General features: G+C 44.8%; 18 protein-coding genes and 1 other annotated feature (1 of these 19 running past the window's edge). All 18 genes read right to left on the bottom strand.

The features are described 5' to 3' along the window. Positions 1–97: 97 nt before the first annotated feature. On the bottom strand, positions 98–463 hold the full coding sequence (locus HMPREF9421_RS05310; protein WP_006595974.1) for a TIGR02328 family protein: 366 nt from the start codon (positions 461–463) through the stop codon (positions 98–100). Continuing rightward, the gene (locus HMPREF9421_RS05305) at positions 464–841 is read right to left on the bottom strand and encodes a YbgA family protein (protein ID WP_006595973.1); all 378 of its coding nucleotides are present in this window, start codon (positions 839–841) and stop codon (positions 464–466) included. A gap of 505 nt (positions 842–1,346) precedes the next feature. Continuing rightward, on the bottom strand, positions 1,347–3,215 hold the full coding sequence (locus HMPREF9421_RS05300; protein WP_006597364.1) for an ABC transporter ATP-binding protein: 1,869 nt from the start codon (positions 3,213–3,215) through the stop codon (positions 1,347–1,349). After that, the gene (locus HMPREF9421_RS05295) at positions 3,205–4,953 is read right to left on the bottom strand and encodes an ABC transporter ATP-binding protein (RefSeq protein WP_006595971.1); all 1,749 of its coding nucleotides are present in this window, start codon (positions 4,951–4,953) and stop codon (positions 3,205–3,207) included. Before HMPREF9421_RS05295 ends, HMPREF9421_RS05300 begins: the two co-directional genes overlap by 11 nt. A 283-nt stretch (positions 4,954–5,236) precedes the next feature. Beyond that, positions 5,237–7,000 carry a glycerophosphoryl diester phosphodiesterase membrane domain-containing protein gene (locus HMPREF9421_RS05290; RefSeq protein ID WP_006595970.1) on the bottom strand — a complete coding sequence of 588 codons (1,764 nt, stop codon included), beginning with the start codon at positions 6,998–7,000 and terminating at the stop codon, positions 5,237–5,239. 106 nt (positions 7,001–7,106) lie between these two features. Next, on the bottom strand, positions 7,107–8,252 hold the full coding sequence (locus HMPREF9421_RS05285) for an FtsX-like permease family protein (protein ID WP_006595969.1): 1,146 nt from the start codon (positions 8,250–8,252) through the stop codon (positions 7,107–7,109). Between the two features lie 3 nt (positions 8,253–8,255). Then, the gene (locus HMPREF9421_RS05280) at positions 8,256–8,936 is read right to left on the bottom strand and encodes an ABC transporter ATP-binding protein (protein ID WP_006595968.1); all 681 of its coding nucleotides are present in this window, start codon (positions 8,934–8,936) and stop codon (positions 8,256–8,258) included. Then, on the bottom strand, positions 8,933–9,508 hold the full coding sequence (locus HMPREF9421_RS05275; RefSeq protein ID WP_006597407.1) for a TetR/AcrR family transcriptional regulator: 576 nt from the start codon (positions 9,506–9,508) through the stop codon (positions 8,933–8,935). The genes HMPREF9421_RS05280 and HMPREF9421_RS05275 overlap by 4 nt, the downstream gene beginning before the upstream one ends. A 149-nt stretch (positions 9,509–9,657) precedes the next feature. Further along, complete coding sequence (locus tag HMPREF9421_RS05270) at positions 9,658–10,581, bottom strand: aldo/keto reductase (RefSeq protein WP_006595966.1); 924 nt, start codon at positions 10,579–10,581, stop codon at positions 9,658–9,660. 103 nt (positions 10,582–10,684) lie between these two features. Then, complete coding sequence (locus tag HMPREF9421_RS05265; protein WP_006595965.1) at positions 10,685–11,899, bottom strand: ABC transporter permease; 1,215 nt, start codon at positions 11,897–11,899, stop codon at positions 10,685–10,687. Continuing rightward, a complete protein-coding gene (locus HMPREF9421_RS05260; protein WP_006595964.1) occupies positions 11,896–12,789 on the bottom strand; it encodes an ABC transporter ATP-binding protein in 894 nt (297 codons plus the stop codon). The genes HMPREF9421_RS05265 and HMPREF9421_RS05260 overlap by 4 nt, the downstream gene beginning before the upstream one ends. A gap of 11 nt (positions 12,790–12,800) precedes the next feature. Continuing rightward, positions 12,801–13,523: a DUF3169 family protein gene (locus HMPREF9421_RS05255; RefSeq protein WP_006597367.1), complete on the bottom strand. Its 723-nt coding sequence runs from the start codon at positions 13,521–13,523 to the stop codon at positions 12,801–12,803. 53 nt (positions 13,524–13,576) lie between these two features. Next, positions 13,577–13,786, bottom strand: coding sequence for a helix-turn-helix transcriptional regulator (locus HMPREF9421_RS05250; RefSeq protein WP_003002675.1), 210 nt, complete (start codon positions 13,784–13,786; stop codon positions 13,577–13,579). Positions 13,787–13,799: 13 nt separating this feature from the next. Continuing rightward, positions 13,800–14,108, bottom strand: a complete 309-nt coding sequence (locus HMPREF9421_RS11130) for a hypothetical protein (RefSeq protein WP_006595962.1) — start codon at positions 14,106–14,108, stop codon at positions 13,800–13,802. A 234-nt stretch (positions 14,109–14,342) separates the two neighbouring features. Next, a complete protein-coding gene (gene pheT, locus HMPREF9421_RS05240; protein ID WP_006595960.1) occupies positions 14,343–16,748 on the bottom strand; it encodes a phenylalanine--tRNA ligase subunit beta in 2,406 nt (801 codons plus the stop codon). A 157-nt stretch (positions 16,749–16,905) separates the two neighbouring features. Continuing rightward, entirely contained in the window at positions 16,906–17,421 is a 516-nt protein-coding gene (locus tag HMPREF9421_RS05235; protein ID WP_006595959.1) for a GNAT family N-acetyltransferase, read from the bottom strand. 2 nt (positions 17,422–17,423) lie between these two features. After that, positions 17,424–18,470 carry a phenylalanine--tRNA ligase subunit alpha gene (gene pheS, locus HMPREF9421_RS05230; RefSeq protein ID WP_006595958.1) on the bottom strand — a complete coding sequence of 349 codons (1,047 nt, stop codon included), beginning with the start codon at positions 18,468–18,470 and terminating at the stop codon, positions 17,424–17,426. Between the two features lie 314 nt (positions 18,471–18,784). Then, positions 18,785–19,765 carry a tryptophan ABC transporter substrate-binding protein gene (gene trpX / locus HMPREF9421_RS05225; protein WP_398578235.1) on the bottom strand — a complete coding sequence of 327 codons (981 nt, stop codon included), beginning with the start codon at positions 19,763–19,765 and terminating at the stop codon, positions 18,785–18,787. A 155-nt stretch (positions 19,766–19,920) separates the two neighbouring features. Continuing rightward, positions 19,921–19,979, bottom strand: a binding site (T-box leader) (it continues 176 nt past the right edge of the window).

Raw genomic sequence — 19,979 nt, 5'->3', positions numbered from 1 at the left:
CTATTATTATAGCATGTTTGGAAAAGAAATTAACGCTTTCAAAGCATTTTGTTGGTTTTTCGCGCAAAAAAACGAACCTGGTCTGGTTCGTTCTTTCTTAGTCTAGTTGGATCCCTTTTTCTGCTAGATTCTCCAGGCATTCTTGTGCGTAAGTAGCCTGGTGCTCGGGATAGATAGGGGTGCTCAAAACTTCCTCTTCCAGCTCTGAATAAGCTGGACAGGTCTTGCCTCGGTAGGTCGACTCCCACCACTCTGGGCTGACCTTATAGCCACGAGCCGTCATCTCCTCCATGATCAGGCGGTGATAGGCATAGAGGCGATAGGGCGAGTAGTCAAAGACATAGTTGACCGTCGCGTGCTTCTTGCCCCAGCCATTGCCTCGAAGGGCGCAGCATTCCCGGTGTTGGCCTAGGAGCTGGGGACGAGGGAGTTTGGGAATCAAGTCTTGGTGCCAGAGTCTCATCTATTGGCCTCCTAGTAGCGTCGAGTCTTGTAAGTAGCGATTCGGGTAGCGCTTAAGGAGCGCTTGAACCCACTTGATGAGATACTCTTGGCTAGCTTGACCATGCTGGTATTTCTCAAGTAGCAACATAAAGTCCGCCTTTTCCTCTGCTGTTGCCTGCTTTTTGAAATAGCCCCAGATATGCTGGAAGGCATTAGAGACCTGGCCACGATTTTCCGGCAGGGCTATCGCTTGCTGGATCAAGCCTTCGACGTGGCTGACCTCGACCTGGTCTTGTTTGAGGTATTCCCGGATTTCCTTGTAGATATTACTCGAACGACTCAGCACCAAGTATTTATTTTTCGCCCATAGGACTTGACAGTGATGTTTTTGATCCACTCTTGTCTCCTTTTGATCTTCTCGGTTAATAGTCCTCCCATTATACCATGGAAATGAGTTATGTCATAAAAAAAGCGGACCTACAAGGCCCGTTTTTCTCTCCGCTTTATTTATCAAAGGGAGGCTTTTAACTGTTCCAGCCTGAGATTAGAAAATAAAGAGAAAGGGGCTCAAAACGAATTGAACACGGGCTGCGGATTGTGTAAAAAGCGCAAAATACATTATTACTATATCCAAGACAGAGTAGCTGATTGAATCCTTCTCTCGCCTTTTAGCTCGGAAGAATCCTAATCAGCCTTGTGGGGGCAGGACAACGAAGCAATCCCATACAACAGTGCTTCTGTCCTGCTCCCTATTTTGACTTTATCCGCAGGCGCCCTTTGTATCTTGATTTAGTCACGGAACTTCTTCGAAGTTCGCTGACGTCCGATCTCACCTAAGGAAAGTTTCAAAGATAAGATTACCATACTCAAAAAGCCTGAGACAACGCTCAGACTTTTTTGTATTAATCAATTTCAAGGCCACCGGTGTAGAGGCGGTAATAAGTCCCGCGTTCTGCCATCAAGGAAGCGTGGTTGCCTCGCTCGATGATGCGTCCCTTGTCCATGACCATGATCACATCCGAGTTGACGATGGTTGAGAGACGGTGGGCGATGACAAATACGGTCCGTCCAGCCATCAGGCGATCCATCCCTTCTTGGACCATCTTCTCTGTCCGTGAATCGATTGAGGAGGTCGCTTCATCAAGGATCAAGACCGGTGCATTGGCCAAGGCAGCACGCGCAATGGCAATCAGCTGACGTTGACCGTTTGAGAGACCGGCTCCATCATCGTTCAAGACGGTATCGTAGCCTTGGTCCAAATGTTTGACGAAGGAATCCACATTGGCAATGCGGGCTGCTTCCAGGATTTCCTCCCGGGTCGCATCTGATCGACCATAGGCGATATTTTCTGCGATGGTTCCAGTGAAGAGGTGGGTATCCTGCAAGACGATCCCTAGCGAGCGACGGAGCGAAGCCTTCTCGATCAGCTTCACATCGATCCCATCATAGGTGATAGATCCTGATTGGATATCGTAGAAACGGTTGATCAAGTTGGTAATGGTGGTCTTTCCTGCTCCTGTCGCACCGACAAAGGCCACTTTTTGCCCCTTATCTGCGTAAAGGTTGATATCGTAGAGGATTTGGTTCTTCTCATTGTAAGAGAAGTCTACATTGGTAAAGACGACATTTCCGACCAGTTTGACCAGTTCGTAGTCGCCATTTTCCCGAGGGTGTTTCCAAGCCCAGAGGTTGGTCTTCTTATCAGTGATGACCATGCGGCCATCGACTTCTTCATAGTTGACCAAGGTGACTTTCCCTTCATCCACTTCAACTTCTTCATCCAAGAGATCAAAGATCCGATCTCCCCCAGCCAGAGCCATGAGTACAAAGTTCAACTGTTGCGATACTTGAGTGATAGGCCCGTTAAAGGAACGGTTGAGCTGGAGGAAGGCCATGAGGCCACCAATGGTGAGGCCACTAATGCCATTCAAGGCGAAGATCCCTCCGACCAATGAAGTCAAGACGAAGGAGACATTTCCCAGGTTCCCCAAGACAGGCATCAAGACATTGGCATAGCGGTTGGCTTGATAAGATGATTCAAAGAGTTGGTCATTAATTCGCTCAAAGGCTTCGATGCTTTCCTCTTCGTGGACAAAGGCTTTGACTACCTTTTGACCTGACATCATCTCTTCGATAAAGCCATTTTCAATCCCTAAGTTCTTTTGCTGATCAGCGAAATAACGACCAGACTTGCCAGAGATATCCTTGATGACGTAGGCCATGACACCAACAATGGCGAGAACCAGAAGAAAGAGAAGAGGGCTGATCATGATCATGCTGATGGCTACACCGATGATGGTGATGGCTGACTGCAAGAGTTGTGGGATAGACTGCTCGATTGCTTGGCGAAGAGCGTCAATATCATTGGTATAGATAGACATGATATCCCCGTGCTGGTGGGTATCAAAGTACTTGACAGGAAGCTTCTGCATACGGGCAAAGAGCTGGTTCCGTAGAGAGCGCAGGACATCCTGAGACACTGTCGCCATAATGAGGGAGAAGCCATAGTTGGCCAAAACACCCAAGATACCTACTACTGCCAGCGTCATCAAGAAGCTGAGGAGTGGACCAAAGTCCCTGCTTCCACTATCCAACATGGGTTGGATGTATTGGTCCACCAAGGCCCGGATAGAGGAGGTAATATAGACCGTAGAGAGAGAGGCTGTCACGATGAGGGCAGCTGCTAAGAGAAGGACGAACTTATACTGTTTCCACATATAGTCTAGCAAGCGTACGAGAGAGCCCCAGCTAGCTTTTTTCTTATTCTTCATCTGCTTGTCCTCCTTTCCCTTGGTTTTGCATGTCATAGACTTCACGGTAGATGGCATTGCTCTCGATCAAGTCTTGGTGACTACCGATCGCATCGATCTTCCCATCATTCATGACCACGATCCGATCTGCATCTTGGATAGAAGAGATCCGTTGGCCAATGATGATCTTGGTCGTGTCCTTGAGACTAGTCGCTAGACCTTGACGGATCAGACTATCACTTTTGGTATCGACAGCTGAGGTCGAATCATCCAAGATCAAGATCTTCGGATTCATCAAGAGAGCGCGGGCGATACAGAGACGTTGGCGCTGACCACCTGAAACATTGGCACCACCACGTTCGATCATGGTATCATAGCCATCCTTAAAGTTCTGGATAAATTCATCCGCTTGAGCGATCTTACAAGCTTCTATGATATCTTCATCCGTCGCGTCCTTATTTCCCCAGCGCATATTTTCCTTGATGGTACCAGAGAAGAGGACATTGGTCTGAAGTACCATGGCAACTTGCTTGCGCAAATGGTCTAGATCATAGTTTCGCACATCCTGACCAGCTACCTTGACACTACCAGACTCTACATCATAGAGACGAGGGATGAGCTGGACTAGACTAGATTTACCAGAACCAGTCCCTCCAAGGATGCCGATCACTTCACCCGAGCGAATGCTGAGGTTGATATCGGACAAGACGTGGGCCTTGTCGCCATTTTCGTCCGTGTAGGCGAAGTCCACATGGTCGAAGGTAATCGATCCATCTGCTACTTCTGTCAGACCATTCTCCGGGGAGACGATGGTTGACTCTGTCCCAAGGACTTCATTGATCCGCTCTACAGATGCCATAGAGATCGAGAGCATGACGAAGATCATCATAAACATCATGAGGGACATAAGGATGGTCATGACATAGGCAAACATAGACGTCAGCTCACCAGTCGTGAAGCTTCCACCCACGATGAGTTGTGCCCCGATCCAAGAGATCAAGATAAAGGAAGTATACAAGGAGAGCATCATGGCTGGACTACTCAAAATCACGATACGAATAGCCTTCATGAACATGTTGTAGATCAAGCGAGAAGCCTTCTTAAACTTAACCGTCTCTTCTTCTTCCTTGACATAGGACTTGACCACGCGCATGTTGGTGATGTTTTCCTGGATGCTATTGTTCAAGTTATCATAGGCATCAAAGACCTTGGTAAAGAGTGGATAGACGATCTTCGTGATCACACCCAAGACCAACCCCAAGAAGAGGGTAATCCCTACAAAGATCATGGCCATCTGCGGATTGATCAAGTAGCTAGCAACAATGGCAAAGATCAGATTGAGCGGAGCACGGACACAGATCCGGATGACCATCTGATAGGAGTTCTGCACATTGGTCACATCCGTCATCATCCGGGTTACCAGACCACCGGAGGAGAAGCTATCGATGTTCTCAAAGGAGAAGGTTTGGATCTTTTTGAAGATCGCCTTCCGTAGATTCTTAGCAAAACCGGCTGATGCAAAAGCCCCGTAGCGAGCCGACTGCATCCCGCAGAAAAGAGAGAGAAAGGCGAAAACCAACATGAGGAGACCATAGGTCAGAACCGTGGTCATATCCCCCTTCTGAACCCCCTTGTCCAGAAGCGTCGCCATGATAAAGGGAATAGAAATCTCAAACATGACCTCAAACACCATATAGAGTGAGGCTAGAACTGAGGGTTTCTTGTATTCCTTGATTTCAGCAATCAATGACTGAAGCATAAATACCTCCTAAAATACTAGTTAGTAAAGTTTTCTTTAGCAAGATGTCCATTCCCAAAATAAAAGAAAATCATTTGATGAAATCGGCCATCTCTGCATTCGAAAGCTATAGAAACAGAAAGCGCCCTGACAGCGTTACTGTAGGGACGACTTTAGTTATTCATACTATTTAGTATAGAGCAATATGGGAGAAAAATCAAACATTTAGTCATCCTCTCCACTGAATATTCTGATTTAGCAACCTTGAAGGCCAGTTAACTAAAGTTCTATTTAAACCGTATTTCTATTCACTGGTACTGAGAGATACCAAGCTTAAGAAGCGGTCAAAGTAGGTCTTGTTCTTCTTCAAGTTTTTCTTCAGGCTTTGCGCCTCTGCTACTTCATCCGTGATGATCCCATCGACCGGCCGTTGAAGATAGGCCGTTAACTTTTCTTCATCATTGATGGTCCAAACATAGAGCTCTTTTTTCATCTCATGGGCCTGGGTTACCAAATCCTCCTGATAAGAAAAGTCTTCGATCGCAAAGAAGTCGACTGAGGTGTTTTCAAATTGTCCAAACTGAATCGGAATGACATAGCCAGTCTTAATCTCCGGAGCTTTCTTCTCCACCTTTTCCATCACCGACAGATCCAAGGACATGGTTGGATAGTCCTTTTCAACTCCCAACTCCTTCATTTTTTGGACGAAGAGATCCACGTAATTTTCTGGTTCTGCACCATGAGGCTTGAGCTCGACCAAGAGGGGCATCTTCAGCTCCTTGGCCCGGGTGACAAACTCCTCAAAGGAGGGGATGTGACTGGTATGACCATCCTGTTGGATCTTCAATCCCTGCACCTCAGCCAGGGTCATATCTTTGACATCCTTGTCCACTCCAGCCAAGCGTTTGAGATTGTAGTCATGCTTGACGACGAATTGATGGTCCTTGGTCAAGAGAATATCCATCTCGACATAGGAAGCCTTCTCCTTGGCAGCTGCCTCGAGTGCTTCGAGGGAATTTTCTACACCCTTAGCCACATAGCCACGATGGGCTACGATTTTTACCTGGTCATTGACCTCTAAGGTCGCTAAGTCATATGAGGCCATCCCTGACTGAGCCAAGAGGAAAAGAAAGGTCAGGACAAAGAGCCCCTTCATCTTGCGAGAGCCTCGAGTCTTGATGACCGAGCGACTTGGAGTCTCCCAGCCATTGTCCAGGATGATTCCCAAGGTTCCCAGTTTTGACATGACAGAAAAGAGGAAAATGTAGAGGCGAATTAAGACCAGAAAGATGGTCTGCACCCAGATATGCTGGCCTGTTTTGTCCAGCTGACTAGATGCAAAGACCAGGCCAAGGATCAAGAGAATAGCTGTAAGAGAGAGGATAAACTCAAAGGAGAAGATCCGCAGGACAAGGCGAATCCCACCTTTTCTAGTCATCTCCCAACTCTTGCGCATGGCAGTGCCAAAAGGCAACTCTTCAATCACGATATTGGGCACCGTATAGATGAGACGCAGATTGAGATAGATCAGCAGTACTTGGACTAGGAAGAGGCCGATAGACCCAGCTATCGTCTTGGAAAACTCCCCTGTGATAAAATTCGGAATATAAAGACCATCCGTCAGAGTAGAGCCAATCAAGAGACCTGCTACAGGTAAGGTCAGTAGCATATAAAAGAGAAAATGAAGCAGGTTCCAACCACTAAAATCCTTTAAGCGACCAAAAGACTGGCGAAAGACCTTTTTAAAGGAAAGGTGTTGATCCGTACGAGACAGATAAATCAGGGCAATCATGGTCCGCATCTCCAGCATAAAGAGAAAGGCAAAGACAATAGCAAAGAGGACCAAAGCTACCAGACTCAAAGGGTTGGTCAAGGTAGATAGGATATTGTTCTTGTCAATGTTGGACTCACCCGATAAGAGGAGGGCGAGTTGAAAGACCCAGCTCAAGGCCGCGGCCCCAATGCCAACCACAAACTGCAAGAGGATCCCTACAGAGATAAAGGACCATTTATTGCGCCAGATTAAGTAAAAGGCCCCTTTCAGGTCCTGCCAGTAACTCCGTTTCATCTCAATCCCTTTCCTTTTCTTTCATTCCCCTAGAATAGCGGAAAAGCCTCTCTCTGTCAATCATTTATCACAAGCAAAAAAGGCTGGGAGAGCCAACCTTTTCTGATCATTCTGCTAAAAGCACTTCTTTGATGGTTTGTTTTTGGAGTTTTCTGTTGGATAGATAAAAGAGGCTTTCATAAACCACCGCAAAACTAAGCAAGGTCCAAAAGCACACATTCCAGTCAAAGTTGTGCTCAATCTTTTCAGGTACCGTATCTTTGATCACACCAATCAAGATTTCCATGATGCCATATTGATAAGCCGTCCCAAGGGCAAATCCTAGATAAGCCCAGAAACGATAGGGAGCGAGAATATGACTTTGGCATTCACGATCGGTGTAGCCAAATGCCTTCATCAAGGCCAAGGTTTCGCGATTTTCTGAGACCACAATTCCCAATGACAAAAAGAGGATCGAGAAAGAAAGGATCAAACCAATCATAATCATCATCGTTTGAATGATGTCATCTGTGTAGTCCCTTAGGCCAAAAGACAATTGAACCATGGCCGCGAAACACATGGAGCCAAAGACCACAAAAAACAGGATCGATTTTCTCCCCCAAATCAGCGACGAAGACAGCTCTTTTAGGAAGGATTTCTCTTTTTTAGGAGCCCTTTTTCTCCTTTTGACCTTAATCGGTGTTGGAGATTTTTTCAATAAGCGAAGGGCCGGCGTTTGTAGTTGTCTTCTAGCATAACCAATCGCAAGAACCATAAAGAAGGTCGTTGGCAACACCACCAAAGCAAGCAAGAGCTGCCAATGAAAATGAATGGTAATTTCTGGCAGAATCCCCTTCTCATTGCGAAAGTCATAAAAATGACCCATCATAAGAAAAGAAGCGAAATAGCCAAGAAGTGCTCCAACTCCAAAACTGAGTCCAAAAGCCCAAAATCGTTTCGCCAACTGGCCATTGCTATAGCCTAAAGCCTTTAAAATCCCTAATTGTTCCTTGTGGTCATCGACAAATTGTTTGATATAAAAACACATGAGAAGGATCGACGTCAAGGACAAGACGACCCCACTGACCATGGCCACCATCCAGGAAAGCGAAACCTGGGCATCATAGTAGGTCTGAATCATGGGATTGGTTTTGGAAATCTCCAACTGCTCGATATCCAGGTAAAAATTCAAGAAGAGATTGGCCACAAAGACTGCACAAGCTCCAATGATACTGACGACAACTAATTTTCGAATATCTTTTACTGAAAACATGGTTTACCATCCAATCTCATAGGCAGTCTGAGGCTGATCGTTGGTCACAACTTGGGTAATCTTGCCACTATTGACGCGAATGATGGTTCTGGCCATATCCGCAATATTTTGGTTGTGCGTCACCATAATGAGGGTAAAGCCTAGCTTTTCCTTCAACTTCCAGATATAGTCGAGAATCTTGCGCCCCGTTTCTTCATCCAGGGCCCCCGTCGGCTCATCTAAAAAAAGAATCTCTGGCTTTTTGGCTAAGGCACGAGCAATGGAGACTCTCTGCTGTTCCCCACCAGATAATTCACTTGGATACTTATCCAGCTTATCACCAAGCCCCAAATCCTCGATGATCTGCAAAAAATCTTGATTGTTTGCTAGGTCTGCCCCCATCTTTACATTTTGTCTAACCGTTAGATTCGGCAATAGATAATACTGCTGGAAAATAAAGGCAATCTTCTCACGTCTAAAAGTTGTCAATTGAGCATCCGTGAGTTGCGATAAATCTTGTCCTTGAATGAGGATATGCCCTTCGTCTACCTTTTCTAAGCCTGATAACACATTTAAGAGAGTTGACTTTCCCGATCCAGAAGGACCAAGGATAACCACATCATCCTGGTCTTGAATCTGCAAGTCAATCCCTTTTAAAACCTTGGTTTGGCCGTAACTTTTGTGCACATTTTCTAGTTGAATCATTTCTTTCCTACCATTTCTTTAATGAGAGATTGACAAACCTCTGTCAGTAATCCAATCACTTCTTCCATGCTGAACTGATAAATACCAGAAGCAACCATTGAGGCCATCCCGTGTGAGTAGATAAATAGATGCTGGTACAAGCGACTAGCCTCTTCTACAGTCAAAGGATAGTCTGCAACAATCGAATCCAGAACCAATTGGTAACTATGATCCTTCATGGGAAGAAAATCTTGAAAGCGACGAATCGGATCTTTGCTAGGATTTTGGAAAAGCAATTGAAAGAGTTGGGGCTCTTTTGAGGCGAAAAGGATATAAGCAACCCCGACAGATCGAAAAGGCTTTTCATCTTCTAAGGCCTTGCGAATATACTCCACCACGACCATCTCCGCCGCAGCAATAACCTCTGCTTGTAACTCAGCCATATTAGCAAATTGCCCAAAAATGACTCTCGGTGTGGCTCCCAGTTTCTCTGCTAATGCTCGAGCTGTCAAACTAGCCATTCCCTCTTCTCTCACCAATTGTAAAGCTGTCCCAATGATAGCCTCTTTACTAAATTTAACCTTTGGTGGCATAAGACTCCTTTCGCGCAACATTCGTTGCGCAACACTTGTTGCCTAAAGAATACCATAAAAAAGAAAGACTTGTCAAGAAAAATCTGAAAACCACAAAACAAAAAACCAGTCCACCGATAAGAGTGGAATCTGGTTTGATAACCATTATTCTAAGGCAAATCATTTCCCGCAGCCAGGTAGATTTGGTACCATTCCTTGCGCGTCAAAGTGACTGTTGTTGCTTTTCCTGCTTCAAGGACATGCTGGGGCTTGGTCGTTCCAATGACGGACTGCATCTTACCTGGATAGCGAAGGACCCAAGCGAGGGCAATGGCTGTCGGTGTGACTTGGTATTTTTTCGCCAAGTCATTGAGGACATGATTGAGGGCCGCAAACTCTTCCTTGCCGACAAAATTCCCCTTGAAATAGCCATGCTGGAGGACAGACCAGGCTTGAATCACCGTATCAGTTAAGCGACAATACTCAAAGACACTACCATCACGAACGGCTGCTTTCGGCCCTTCCATGTTGACATGAAAACCAGCTTCAAAGCTCGGTGTAAAGGCAGCACTCAACTGCAACTGGTTGACCTTGAGAGGTTGTTTGACAGCCGTCTTAAGCAATTCCATCATCATTGGATTTTGATTGGACACCCCAAAATGACGGACCTTGCCCGCTTGCTCCAACTGATCAAAAGCTTCCGCTACTTCTTCAGGCTCCATGAGGGCATCCGGTCGGTGAAGGAGGAGACTATCTAAGCGCTCGATCTGCAGACGCTCGAGGATGCCGTCGACAGAGTCCAAAATATAGTCCTTCGAAAAATCAAAATAGGTAAAGCCGTCTTTGCGAATGCCACACTTGGACTGGATCCACATCTGGTCCCGAAGATCCGGACGGCGCTTGAGAACCTTCCCAAGCAGGACCTCACACTGGCCATCGCCATAGATATCCGCCAGATCAAAAGTGTTAATTCCAATCGACAAGGCTGCTTCCACCAAGGCCTCCACCTCATCTTCACTCATCTGACTGATCCGCATCATCCCAAGGACAATCGTAGACAGATGCTCATTTTCAGCAAACTCAATATAGTTCATGTCCGCCTCCTTTTTATTCTTCTTTCATTATAAAGGAAAGAAGGCCAAACAGCAATGATTTCACAAAGCAAAACACCTCCAGTATCCACTGAAGGTGTCTCTTTTAGCGATAACTCAAAGCTTTTTTGACTGTTTTGACCAAGCCTAGGTCATCCGTTTGTAAGATGAGGCTAGAATAGATTTTTCCAATGATCATGGTGCCGAGGAGCGTGAAGGCCAAGGCAATTCCGAATGATCCCCATGATTCAAGTCCACTTGCATAGCCATTGATGGTACGGAATGGCATGAAGAAGGTTGAAATGAATGGAATGTATGATCCAATCTTCAACAGAAGGACATCTCCTGCACTACCCAAGGTGGTTACTCCAAAGAAGCTAAAGAACACTAACATCATCAGTGGCGAAATCGCTTTTCCTGTATCTTCTGGACGAGCAACTGTTGAACCTAGGAAAGCTGAAAGAACCACGTACATGAAGATTCCAAGAATGATCAAGAATAAGGTATTCAAGGAAATGGATTGTCCAATATGTTGGGTGATAGGAGAGTCTGGAGATAAGATATCTTTCACAAGAGGAATGGAGTCTCTAAAAATCCAAACGCCTCCCAATCCGACTGCATAGATACCAATATGAGTACAAATGACTCCGAAAAGACCAATCATGCGAGCATAGAAATAGTGAGTTGCGCGAATGCTTGAGAAGACCACTTCCATAATCTTGGTCCCTTTTTCACTGGCTACCTCTTGAGCAGTGATACCTGAATAAAACATCAGAATCATGTAGATAAGAAAACCGATTCCTCCAGCTACCACGGTCTGCACCATTTTCAGCCCTTCTTTCTTCTCATCAATTTTTTCAATCAATGAGACCTGTTGCGAAAGGGCTGCTAACTGCTCTTGGCTTAAATCCGCTTTAGAAACATTGAGCATTTGTTGGACCTGACTCAATTTAGCCATAAGGATTGCTTTGAAACCTGGCTTCATGGCATCCTCACTCTGGTAGCGAGCCTCTAGCTGGCCATCCTTTTCTACAACTGTGAGGATTCCCTTGATTTCTTCCTCTTTCATGCCCTTCTTAGCTGCTGCTTCATCCTTATAGTCAAAGGACAAGCCATCGGTCCCTTTCAAGACTTCCTTGACAGGAGCTTGATCTGTAATCAAGGCGATGTTGCTTTTCGCAGATGTAGAAGATCCGACGAAATAGTTCACTCCAATCGTCAATCCGAAGAAGAGAAAGGGAGTAAGCACCATCAGTAAAAAGCTCCATGATTTCACTTGGCGTAAATAAGTTTCTTTGATAACAATCAGCATCTGTTTCATACTTCTACTCCTGATTCTAGTTTAAAGATTTCATCAATGGTTGGGGCTTGTTGGTCAAAGGTTGCTAGATAGCGACCCTTGGTCAACTGATCAAAGAGGTCCGGACCTGCTGTTTCATCATCCAATACCAACTTCCACAGGCCTTGCTTGGTCATGGTCACCTTGGTCACGTGAGGCAGCACTTCCAACTCCTCTTTACTGAAGTCATTGGATACGAAGAGACGAGTCTTCCCGAAGCTATTGCGAACTTCTTGTACGGGACCTGAAAGAATCACAGATCCATCACGAATCATAACCAACTCATCACAGAGTTCTTCCACATTGGTCATGACGTGGTCTGAGAAGATAATAGTTGCACCGCGTTCTTTTTCTTCAAAGATGACCTGCTTGAGGACTTCTGTATTGACAGGATCAAGTCCACTAAAAGGCTCATCTAGGATGATCAATTTTGGTTCATGGATCATGGTAATAATCAATTGCACCTTTTGCTGATTCCCTTTTGAGAGGCTCTTGATCTTATCGGTTAATTTTCCTTTTACTTGGAGTTTTTCCATCCAGATCGGAAGTTTCTCCTTGACCTCAGCTGTTGACATGCCTTTGAGATTGGCAAGGTAACGAACTTGCTCATAGATGGTCAACTTAGGCATAAGGCTCCGCTCTTCTGGCAGGTATCCAATTTCCTTATAGGTTTCTTGACTGATTGCTTTGCCATCCAATTGGATATCGCCACTGTATTCTAGGAAGCGGAGGATACTATGGAAGATTGTCGTCTTCCCTGCTCCGTTCTTCCCGATCAAACCTAAGATGGATCCTTTTTTTGCAGTCAAGTCAATGCCGAACAAGACCTGCTTTTTGCCAAAGCTCTTTTCTAAATTTCTAATTTCTAACATAGAAAACTCCTCTACTCTTTATAGTAACGTTTGGTAATCTTGTACTGAGAGACCAAGATATAGACATAAATCAGTGATACAACTACTAATGCTAACAAGATATCTGCCTGGAAAGCAATGCCAAATAAGAATATCACCATCAAGGAAATCGGTAAGACATAATTGCTTAACTTGAAGACAATATCGTAATTCTCCTCATAGCAAATTTGTTTCTCTGCCTCATCTATCATGCTCATTATTAGTTCACGGACTTCTGCCCCACTAGCATTGCGTGGGATTGCTTTTCCAGAAATCTGTTTGAAGGTTTTTCGAAACTGATGTTCCAGTCCAAAAGTAAGAAGGAGCAAAGCAAGGAAAATAAGCGGGATGGTGTATTTCCCAAAAGCACCTGTTAGTTTTTCTTCATAGACTAGTTTTTGGCAAGAGAAGAAAATCACTAATAGATAGGGAACAATCATGACGCCTTTGAACATCGTAGCCAAGTCATAGATTCTTCTCGTTTGGCTTTCATAACGGTAGGCTTCGTCTTCATCTTCTGCCTCCTCCATCATCCGATAAGACTGGCGGGACGACAAGAGATAAGTAGACGCAATTCCGAAGATCACCAGATATAAAATAATTGACCCTATATAGAGCATATCTCGATCAAAAAGCTTTTGGAATTCAATAGGATGGTCTGAACCAAAATAACCTGTCAAAAAACCAACGATAACACCTGAAAGGATCATGGCCATGTTTCTCCAAAAACGAAAACGGGCTGACCTTTCTTTTAACTTCTTTTTCACTTTTATTCTTCTCCCTCTACTAGACTAAAGACATTCTCCACCGGTTCCTTGAAAATCTGGGCGATGGTGATGGCAATAATAACCGAGGGGGTGTATTCCCCCCGCTCCAAGAGACTGATGGACTGGCGCGAGACCCCTGCTAGCTTGGCTAGCTCGGATTGATTGAGCCCATCACGCGCCCTCAGCTCTTTCAGTCTATTTTTTAAGATCATGGCTTTCGCCCCCTTATAGTTGAATACCTTGAATATCTTCGATGCGAACTAATTTTGTCTCTCTTTGTTGTTTATTATTCACACGAGTCAGTTTGACCCAATCTTCGTCGATATCCAAAATTTCATACTCGAATCCAACACCACTCACTGTAACAGTGGCCGTTTGGCCTTTCAATTCTTCTAAAATTCTAGACATGTCTTGATTTCCTTTCACTTGTTTTTCTAATCGTCTAATGCGTTTGTTCAACCTTTTTATCTTCTTTTCTGAGCTTGCATAAATGATAATCAGAAAAGGGATAAAAAGAATCCATATGGCTCCCATAAGAAACCTCCCCTTCTTTCAACTAAAATCATTGTAACACTTCTTTTTCTTTTTGACAAGTATATTTGTCAAGAAAATAAAAATATTTGTCAAAAATAGAAGGATGGTTGACATGGATATTTTGAGTACTTAAAGGAATTTCTTTATTTTTATAGGGTTTTAAGCCAGATAACTTGCAAATTCTGTAAGAAAAAAACAGTTGAGAAATTCTCAACTGTTTCATTTTTTTACGATTTAACGCACTTCTGCATTGACTTTTTCTTCAAGTGAAGCTTGGATTTTTTCCATGTAGCGTGCGACTTCTTCGTCTGTCAAGCTATCTTCTGGATTTTGGAAAGTCAAGCTATAGGCCATGGACTTCATTCCAACTCCTAGTTTTTCACCTGAGAAGACGTCAAAGAGTTTGATGTCTGTCAAACGTTTCACGCCTGCAGCTTGGATGGCATCAACCACCTCTTGGTGAGTCACTTCTGCCTTTAGGAGAAGGGCGATATCACGGCTGACTGCTGGGAATTTAGTAATTTCCACAAATGGAGCCGCTGGTTGAAGGGCTGCTTCAATAGCTGAAAGGTTAAGCTCTGCCACATAAGTTTCTGGAATATCGTAAGCCTTAGCCGTAACAGGGTGCACTTGACCGAGGAAACCGACTACTTGATCACCAAGTGAGATCAAGGCTGTACGTCCTGGATGGAGGCTAGCGATTTCAGAGGTTGCTGTATAAGTCACTTCAAGACCCAAGCGAGCAAAGAGGGCTTCCAAGATTCCCTTAGCATAGAAGAAATCAACTGGAACAGCTGGAGTCTGGAAGTCTTTTTCAGCAACTAAGCCCGTCAAAGCAAAGGCAAAGCTGTTGATTTCATTTGGCAAGTCTTCTTTTGGATTACCTGTTTGCTCGAAGACTTTTCCAATCTCATAAAGAGCCAAGTCTTTGTTCTTACGCGCTACGTTGTAGGCAACTGTATCAAGGATACCAGAAACCATATTTTGACGGAGGACTGAACGGTCCACGGTCATTGGCCACATGAGCTCAGTTAGGTTGCTTGGCGCAGTCGTAAATTCAACGGCTTTTTCAGGAGTTGTAAGAGCATAAGTGATGATTTCTGTCAATCCTGCTCCTTCAGCAATCGTCCGAACTTGACGACGCAGTTTTTGTGTCGCAGTCAACTCACCTGCTGTCCCATCGTCTTTTGGGAGACTGGTTGGCAAGCGGTCATAACCATAGATACGTGCGATTTCTTCAAAAAGGTCCGCTTCGATAGTGATGTCCCAACGGCGACGAGGAACGCTGACAGTAAAGGCTTCAGCGTTTCCAGAAAGACCAAATCCAAGACGACGGAAGACATCTTCGACATCTGCGTAGGAAAGCTCTGTACCGAGGACACGGTTAACGTCTGCAAGTGTAGAAGAAACTTCCACATCAGAAGTGTCAAGCTGGCCTGCTGAAACGATGCCCTTACGCACGGTTGCACCTGCAAGCTCAGCAATCATGCTCGCTGCCGCATCAAGGGCTTCATTGACGGTTGCCACATTGATTCCTTTTTCAAAGCGAGAAGATGATTCAGAGCGAAGGTTGAGGCGACCGCTAGTCTTACGGATCGATTTGCCATTGAAGACAGCTGCTTCAAGGACAACACGACTAGAGCTTTCAGAGATTTCTGTAGCCTGACCACCCATGACACCTGCAAGGGCTACTGGTTTGTCAGCAACCGTAATCACGAGGTCACTTGTTTCCAACTCACGTTCTTCCCCATCCAAGGTCACCAATTTCTCACCTGCACGCGCTTCACGGACACGGATGTCAGTCCCTTCAAAGGTATCCAAATCAAAGGCATGCATCGGTTGACCAAAGTAAAGCAAGATATAGTTTGTTACGTCAACTATATTGTTAATCGGACGGATACCTTCATTCATGAGAAGGTTATGCAACCATTGTGGACTTGGTGCGATGGTCACATTGTCCAAGATACGAGCAGCATAGTAAGGCGCCTTGTCTGTGTCAATGCTGACAGAAAGAGCATCCGCTGCGGATTGGTCTGTTTCAGTCAAAGCAAAGTCTTTGAAATTGACTGCCTTGTCATAAATCGCTGCTACTTCGTGTGCTACCCCACGCATAGAAAGAGCGTCTGCACGGTTTGGAGTGATGGAAAGTTCGATAATTTCATCATCCAAGTCTAGGTAAGAGAAGACTTCCTCACCTGGAATAGCATCTTGAGGCAAGATTTGAATCCCATCTGCAAATTCTTTTGGTACAACTGAGTCAGAAATGCCTAACTCACCAAGTGAACAGATCATTCCGAGAGATTCCAAACCACGGATTTTCCCTTTTTTGATCTTGTAGTTGTCCGCGATGCGAGCACCTGGAAGAGCTACCATGACCTTGATGCCTGCGCGCACATTTGGTGCTCCACAGACGATTTGACGGGCTTCTCCTTCACCTACATTGACTTGGCAGACATGCAAGTGTGTTTCTGGTACATCTTCACAAGACAAGACTTCTCCGACGACAATTTTTGAGAGACCAGCAGCAGGTGATTCCACACCTTCTACCTCGATCCCTGTGGTTGACATTTTTTCAGCCAACTCTAGTGATGGAACATCAATGTCCACCAATTCTTTTAACCATTTATAACTAACTAACATATGTAAGATACCAAGGGTCAAGCAGAAATCTAGTTATCTTTCCTAGATCTCCATCCACCCTCGTTTTGATCCTTTCATTTTGTGTTTTCCAGCTCGAGGCTAGCTTAGGAAGGTCTAATAATCTCCCCTTCTCTAGAATAGAAGTTTCTTGTTCCTTCTAGGTCAATTTCTTTCTCAACAACCAGTCTGTATCCACGGTATCTCCGGTAACATACTGGTGTTCACTAAATCGTTCAAAACCAAAGCGATAGTAAAAATCTTGCGCCTTAAAGTTGCGTTCCCAGACACCTAGCCAGGCCCACTCAAAGCCCCGGCTCTTGGCTTGATCCAGCGCAAAGATAAACATTTCCTTGCCAAAACCAGCCCCATGCCATTCCTTTTTGACATAGATCCGTTGAATCTCAAAGGCCTTGTCCATCTCTACTGGCTCGGTCTGTGCTTGGCCCCAGTTGATCTTGAGAAAACCACAGATTTCTTGTTCTTCATTGAGGACAAAATAGGTTTCGGACTCCGGATTTTGCAGATCCTTCTCGATTTGCTCCAAAGAAAGCACGGTGGAGAAGTAGTCTTCCAAATCTTTCTCAACAATATAGGGACCGAAGGTATCCCGATAGGTTTCCACCTCTAGGTCACGTAAGGTCTGTACCTGGTCGATTTTTACTCTAACTAACATGATTATTTAAACTGTTCTGAGAAACGAACATCTCCTTGATAGAAGCCACGGATATCATTGATTCCATAACGAAGCATGGCTACACGCTCCTGACCAAGTCCGAAGGCGAATCCTGAATAGACTGTTGAATCAATGCCACTCATCTCAAGCACGCGTGGGTGAACCATACCGGCCCCCATGATTTCGATCCAACCGGTCTTCTTACATACATTACATCCCGCTCCACCACATTTGAAGCAAGAGACATCGACCTCAACAGAAGGCTCAGTAAATGGGAAGTAAGAAGGACGCAGACGGATTTGGCGTTCTGCACCAAACATCTTTTGCACGATCAACTGAAGCGTTCCTTGAAGGTCTGCCATAGAAATGTTCTTCCCAACAACCAAACCTTCGATCTGATGGAACTGGTGGCTGTGGGTCGCATCGTCAGTATCACGACGGAATACACGCCCTGGAGAGATCATCTTCAAAGGCCCCTTGCTAAAGTCATGCGCATCCATCGCCCGCGCCTGAACTGGTGATGTGTGGGTCCGAAGCAAGATTTCTTCTGTGATGTAGAAGGTGTCCTGCATATCCCGCGCTGGGTGATCTTTTGGAAGGTTCATGCGTTCAAAGTTATAGTAGTCTTTTTCGACTTCAAACCCATCGACGACTTGGTAGCCCATCCCGATAAAGATATCTTCGATTTCTTCACTAGTTTGGGTCAAGACATGACGATGACCGCTAGCGACTGGACGTCCAGGAAGGGTCACGTCGATACTTTCACTAGCCAATTTGGCTTGGACTTTCTTTTCTTCCAAAAGCTTGGCTGTTTCTTCAAAGGCAGCCGTCAAGACATCACGCGCTTTATTGACGTATTTCCCGATAACCGGACGCATTTCAGCAGAGACATCTTTCATCCCTTTAAGGATCTCAGTCAGAGATCCTTTTTTCCCAAGGACAGAGACGCGTAACTCTTGCATCTCTTTTTCGTTTTCAGCAGAGATCTGCTTCAAAGCTGCCAGCGTTTCTTCCCGAAGCGCTTTTAATTGTTCTTCAATCGTTGACATATTTCCTCCATCATGGTCTTCACTCAGACATAGAAAAAACCACGCGCCACACCCATATTCGGAGCGTTGACACGCGGTACCATCCGTTTTTTATCTGAAACTCAGACCTTAATTTCTAAATCCTTGCGCAAGTGAATTCACTCAGCTTTCATGCAAAGAGCTTTCAGTCACGGCTCTTCTCCCTGTTGCACTTCCCTTGAGGTACTAGTCTTGCAGATTTCTATTCAATTACATTCTAGTTTATCAGATTTTATAAAAAATGACAAGTGAATCCTGTTTTCCTTCACTTGCCATTCTTGTTATTCAATTTGTTTTTATTCGATGACTTGTCCAGCTTCTTTCAAGACAGATTCTGGAATGGTAATACCTAATTCTTCTGCCACTTTTTTGTTGATGACAGATTTACCATCTGTAAAGATTTCGACTGGTGTATCCGCTGGTTTTTGACCTTTCAAGATTTTCGCAGCCATTTTACCAGTTGCCACTCCAAGATCGTGTTGGTCGACAACGACTGAACCTAAACCACCAGCTTCGACCATGGCTGTCGCACTTGGGAAGATTGGTTTTTTAGCTGTTTTGTTTGCTTCGACTACCGTTGAGAAGGCTGAAGCGATGGTGTTGTCGATTGGAACCCAGATGGCATCTACTTTACCAGTCATGACAGAAACCGTTGAAGCAATTTCATTTGTAGAAGGGACTGAATAAGGGACCACCTTGTAGCCTGCTTTTTCAGCCAATTTTGTAAATTCTTCTACTTGAGATTTTGAATTGTCTTCACTAGTTGAGTAAAGAACCCCGATTGTTTTCACGTTTGGAGTCAACTCTTTGATTAACTTCAACTGTTGTTCCGTTGGGTTGTGGTCAGATACTCCTGTGATATTGCCACCTGGTTTTTTCAAATCTTTGACCAAGTTAGCGCCAACTGGGTCTGTGATAGCACCCATGACGATTGGTTTGTCCTTAGTCGCACTAGCCAAACCTTGAGCAGATGGGGTTGCGATTCCGATCAAGACGTCGTTGTTGTTTTGGACCAATTGCTTGCTCATGGTTGCAACCTTGTTTTGGTCTCCTTCCGCATTGAGGAATTCGATCTCAATCTTGTCCTTATCGTAGCCTTCTTCAGCCAAGCCATCTTGAATCCCCTTGTAGATTTCGTCTAGCGATGGGTGGCTGACCAACTGTAAGACACCGACTTTTACCTTTTTAGTTCCATCTGCTTTATTGGCATCATTTTTATTGTTTAACATTGGATAAACAACAGCTACTAAAATAATAGCTAGCAAAGCACCGATCATTCCCAATACACGTTTGTTTTTCATTATATTTACCTCAATTATTTATTTTTTCGTTTTCTAGCATCTTTGTTAAAGACTGAGTCGCCATCGTTTCTTCATCTTCTTTTCTCCCTTCTTTTTGAAACAAAAAACACGCCCACACATAGCTATAGCTATGTGAGGACGTGTCATCGCGGTGCCACCTCACTTATGGGAAAATGGATATACTCCCCCC

The organism is Streptococcus australis ATCC 700641 (assembly GCF_000186465.1).
Lineage (GTDB): Bacteria > Bacillota > Bacilli > Lactobacillales > Streptococcaceae > Streptococcus > Streptococcus australis.
This window is presented reverse-complemented; position numbering and strand designations above follow the sequence as displayed.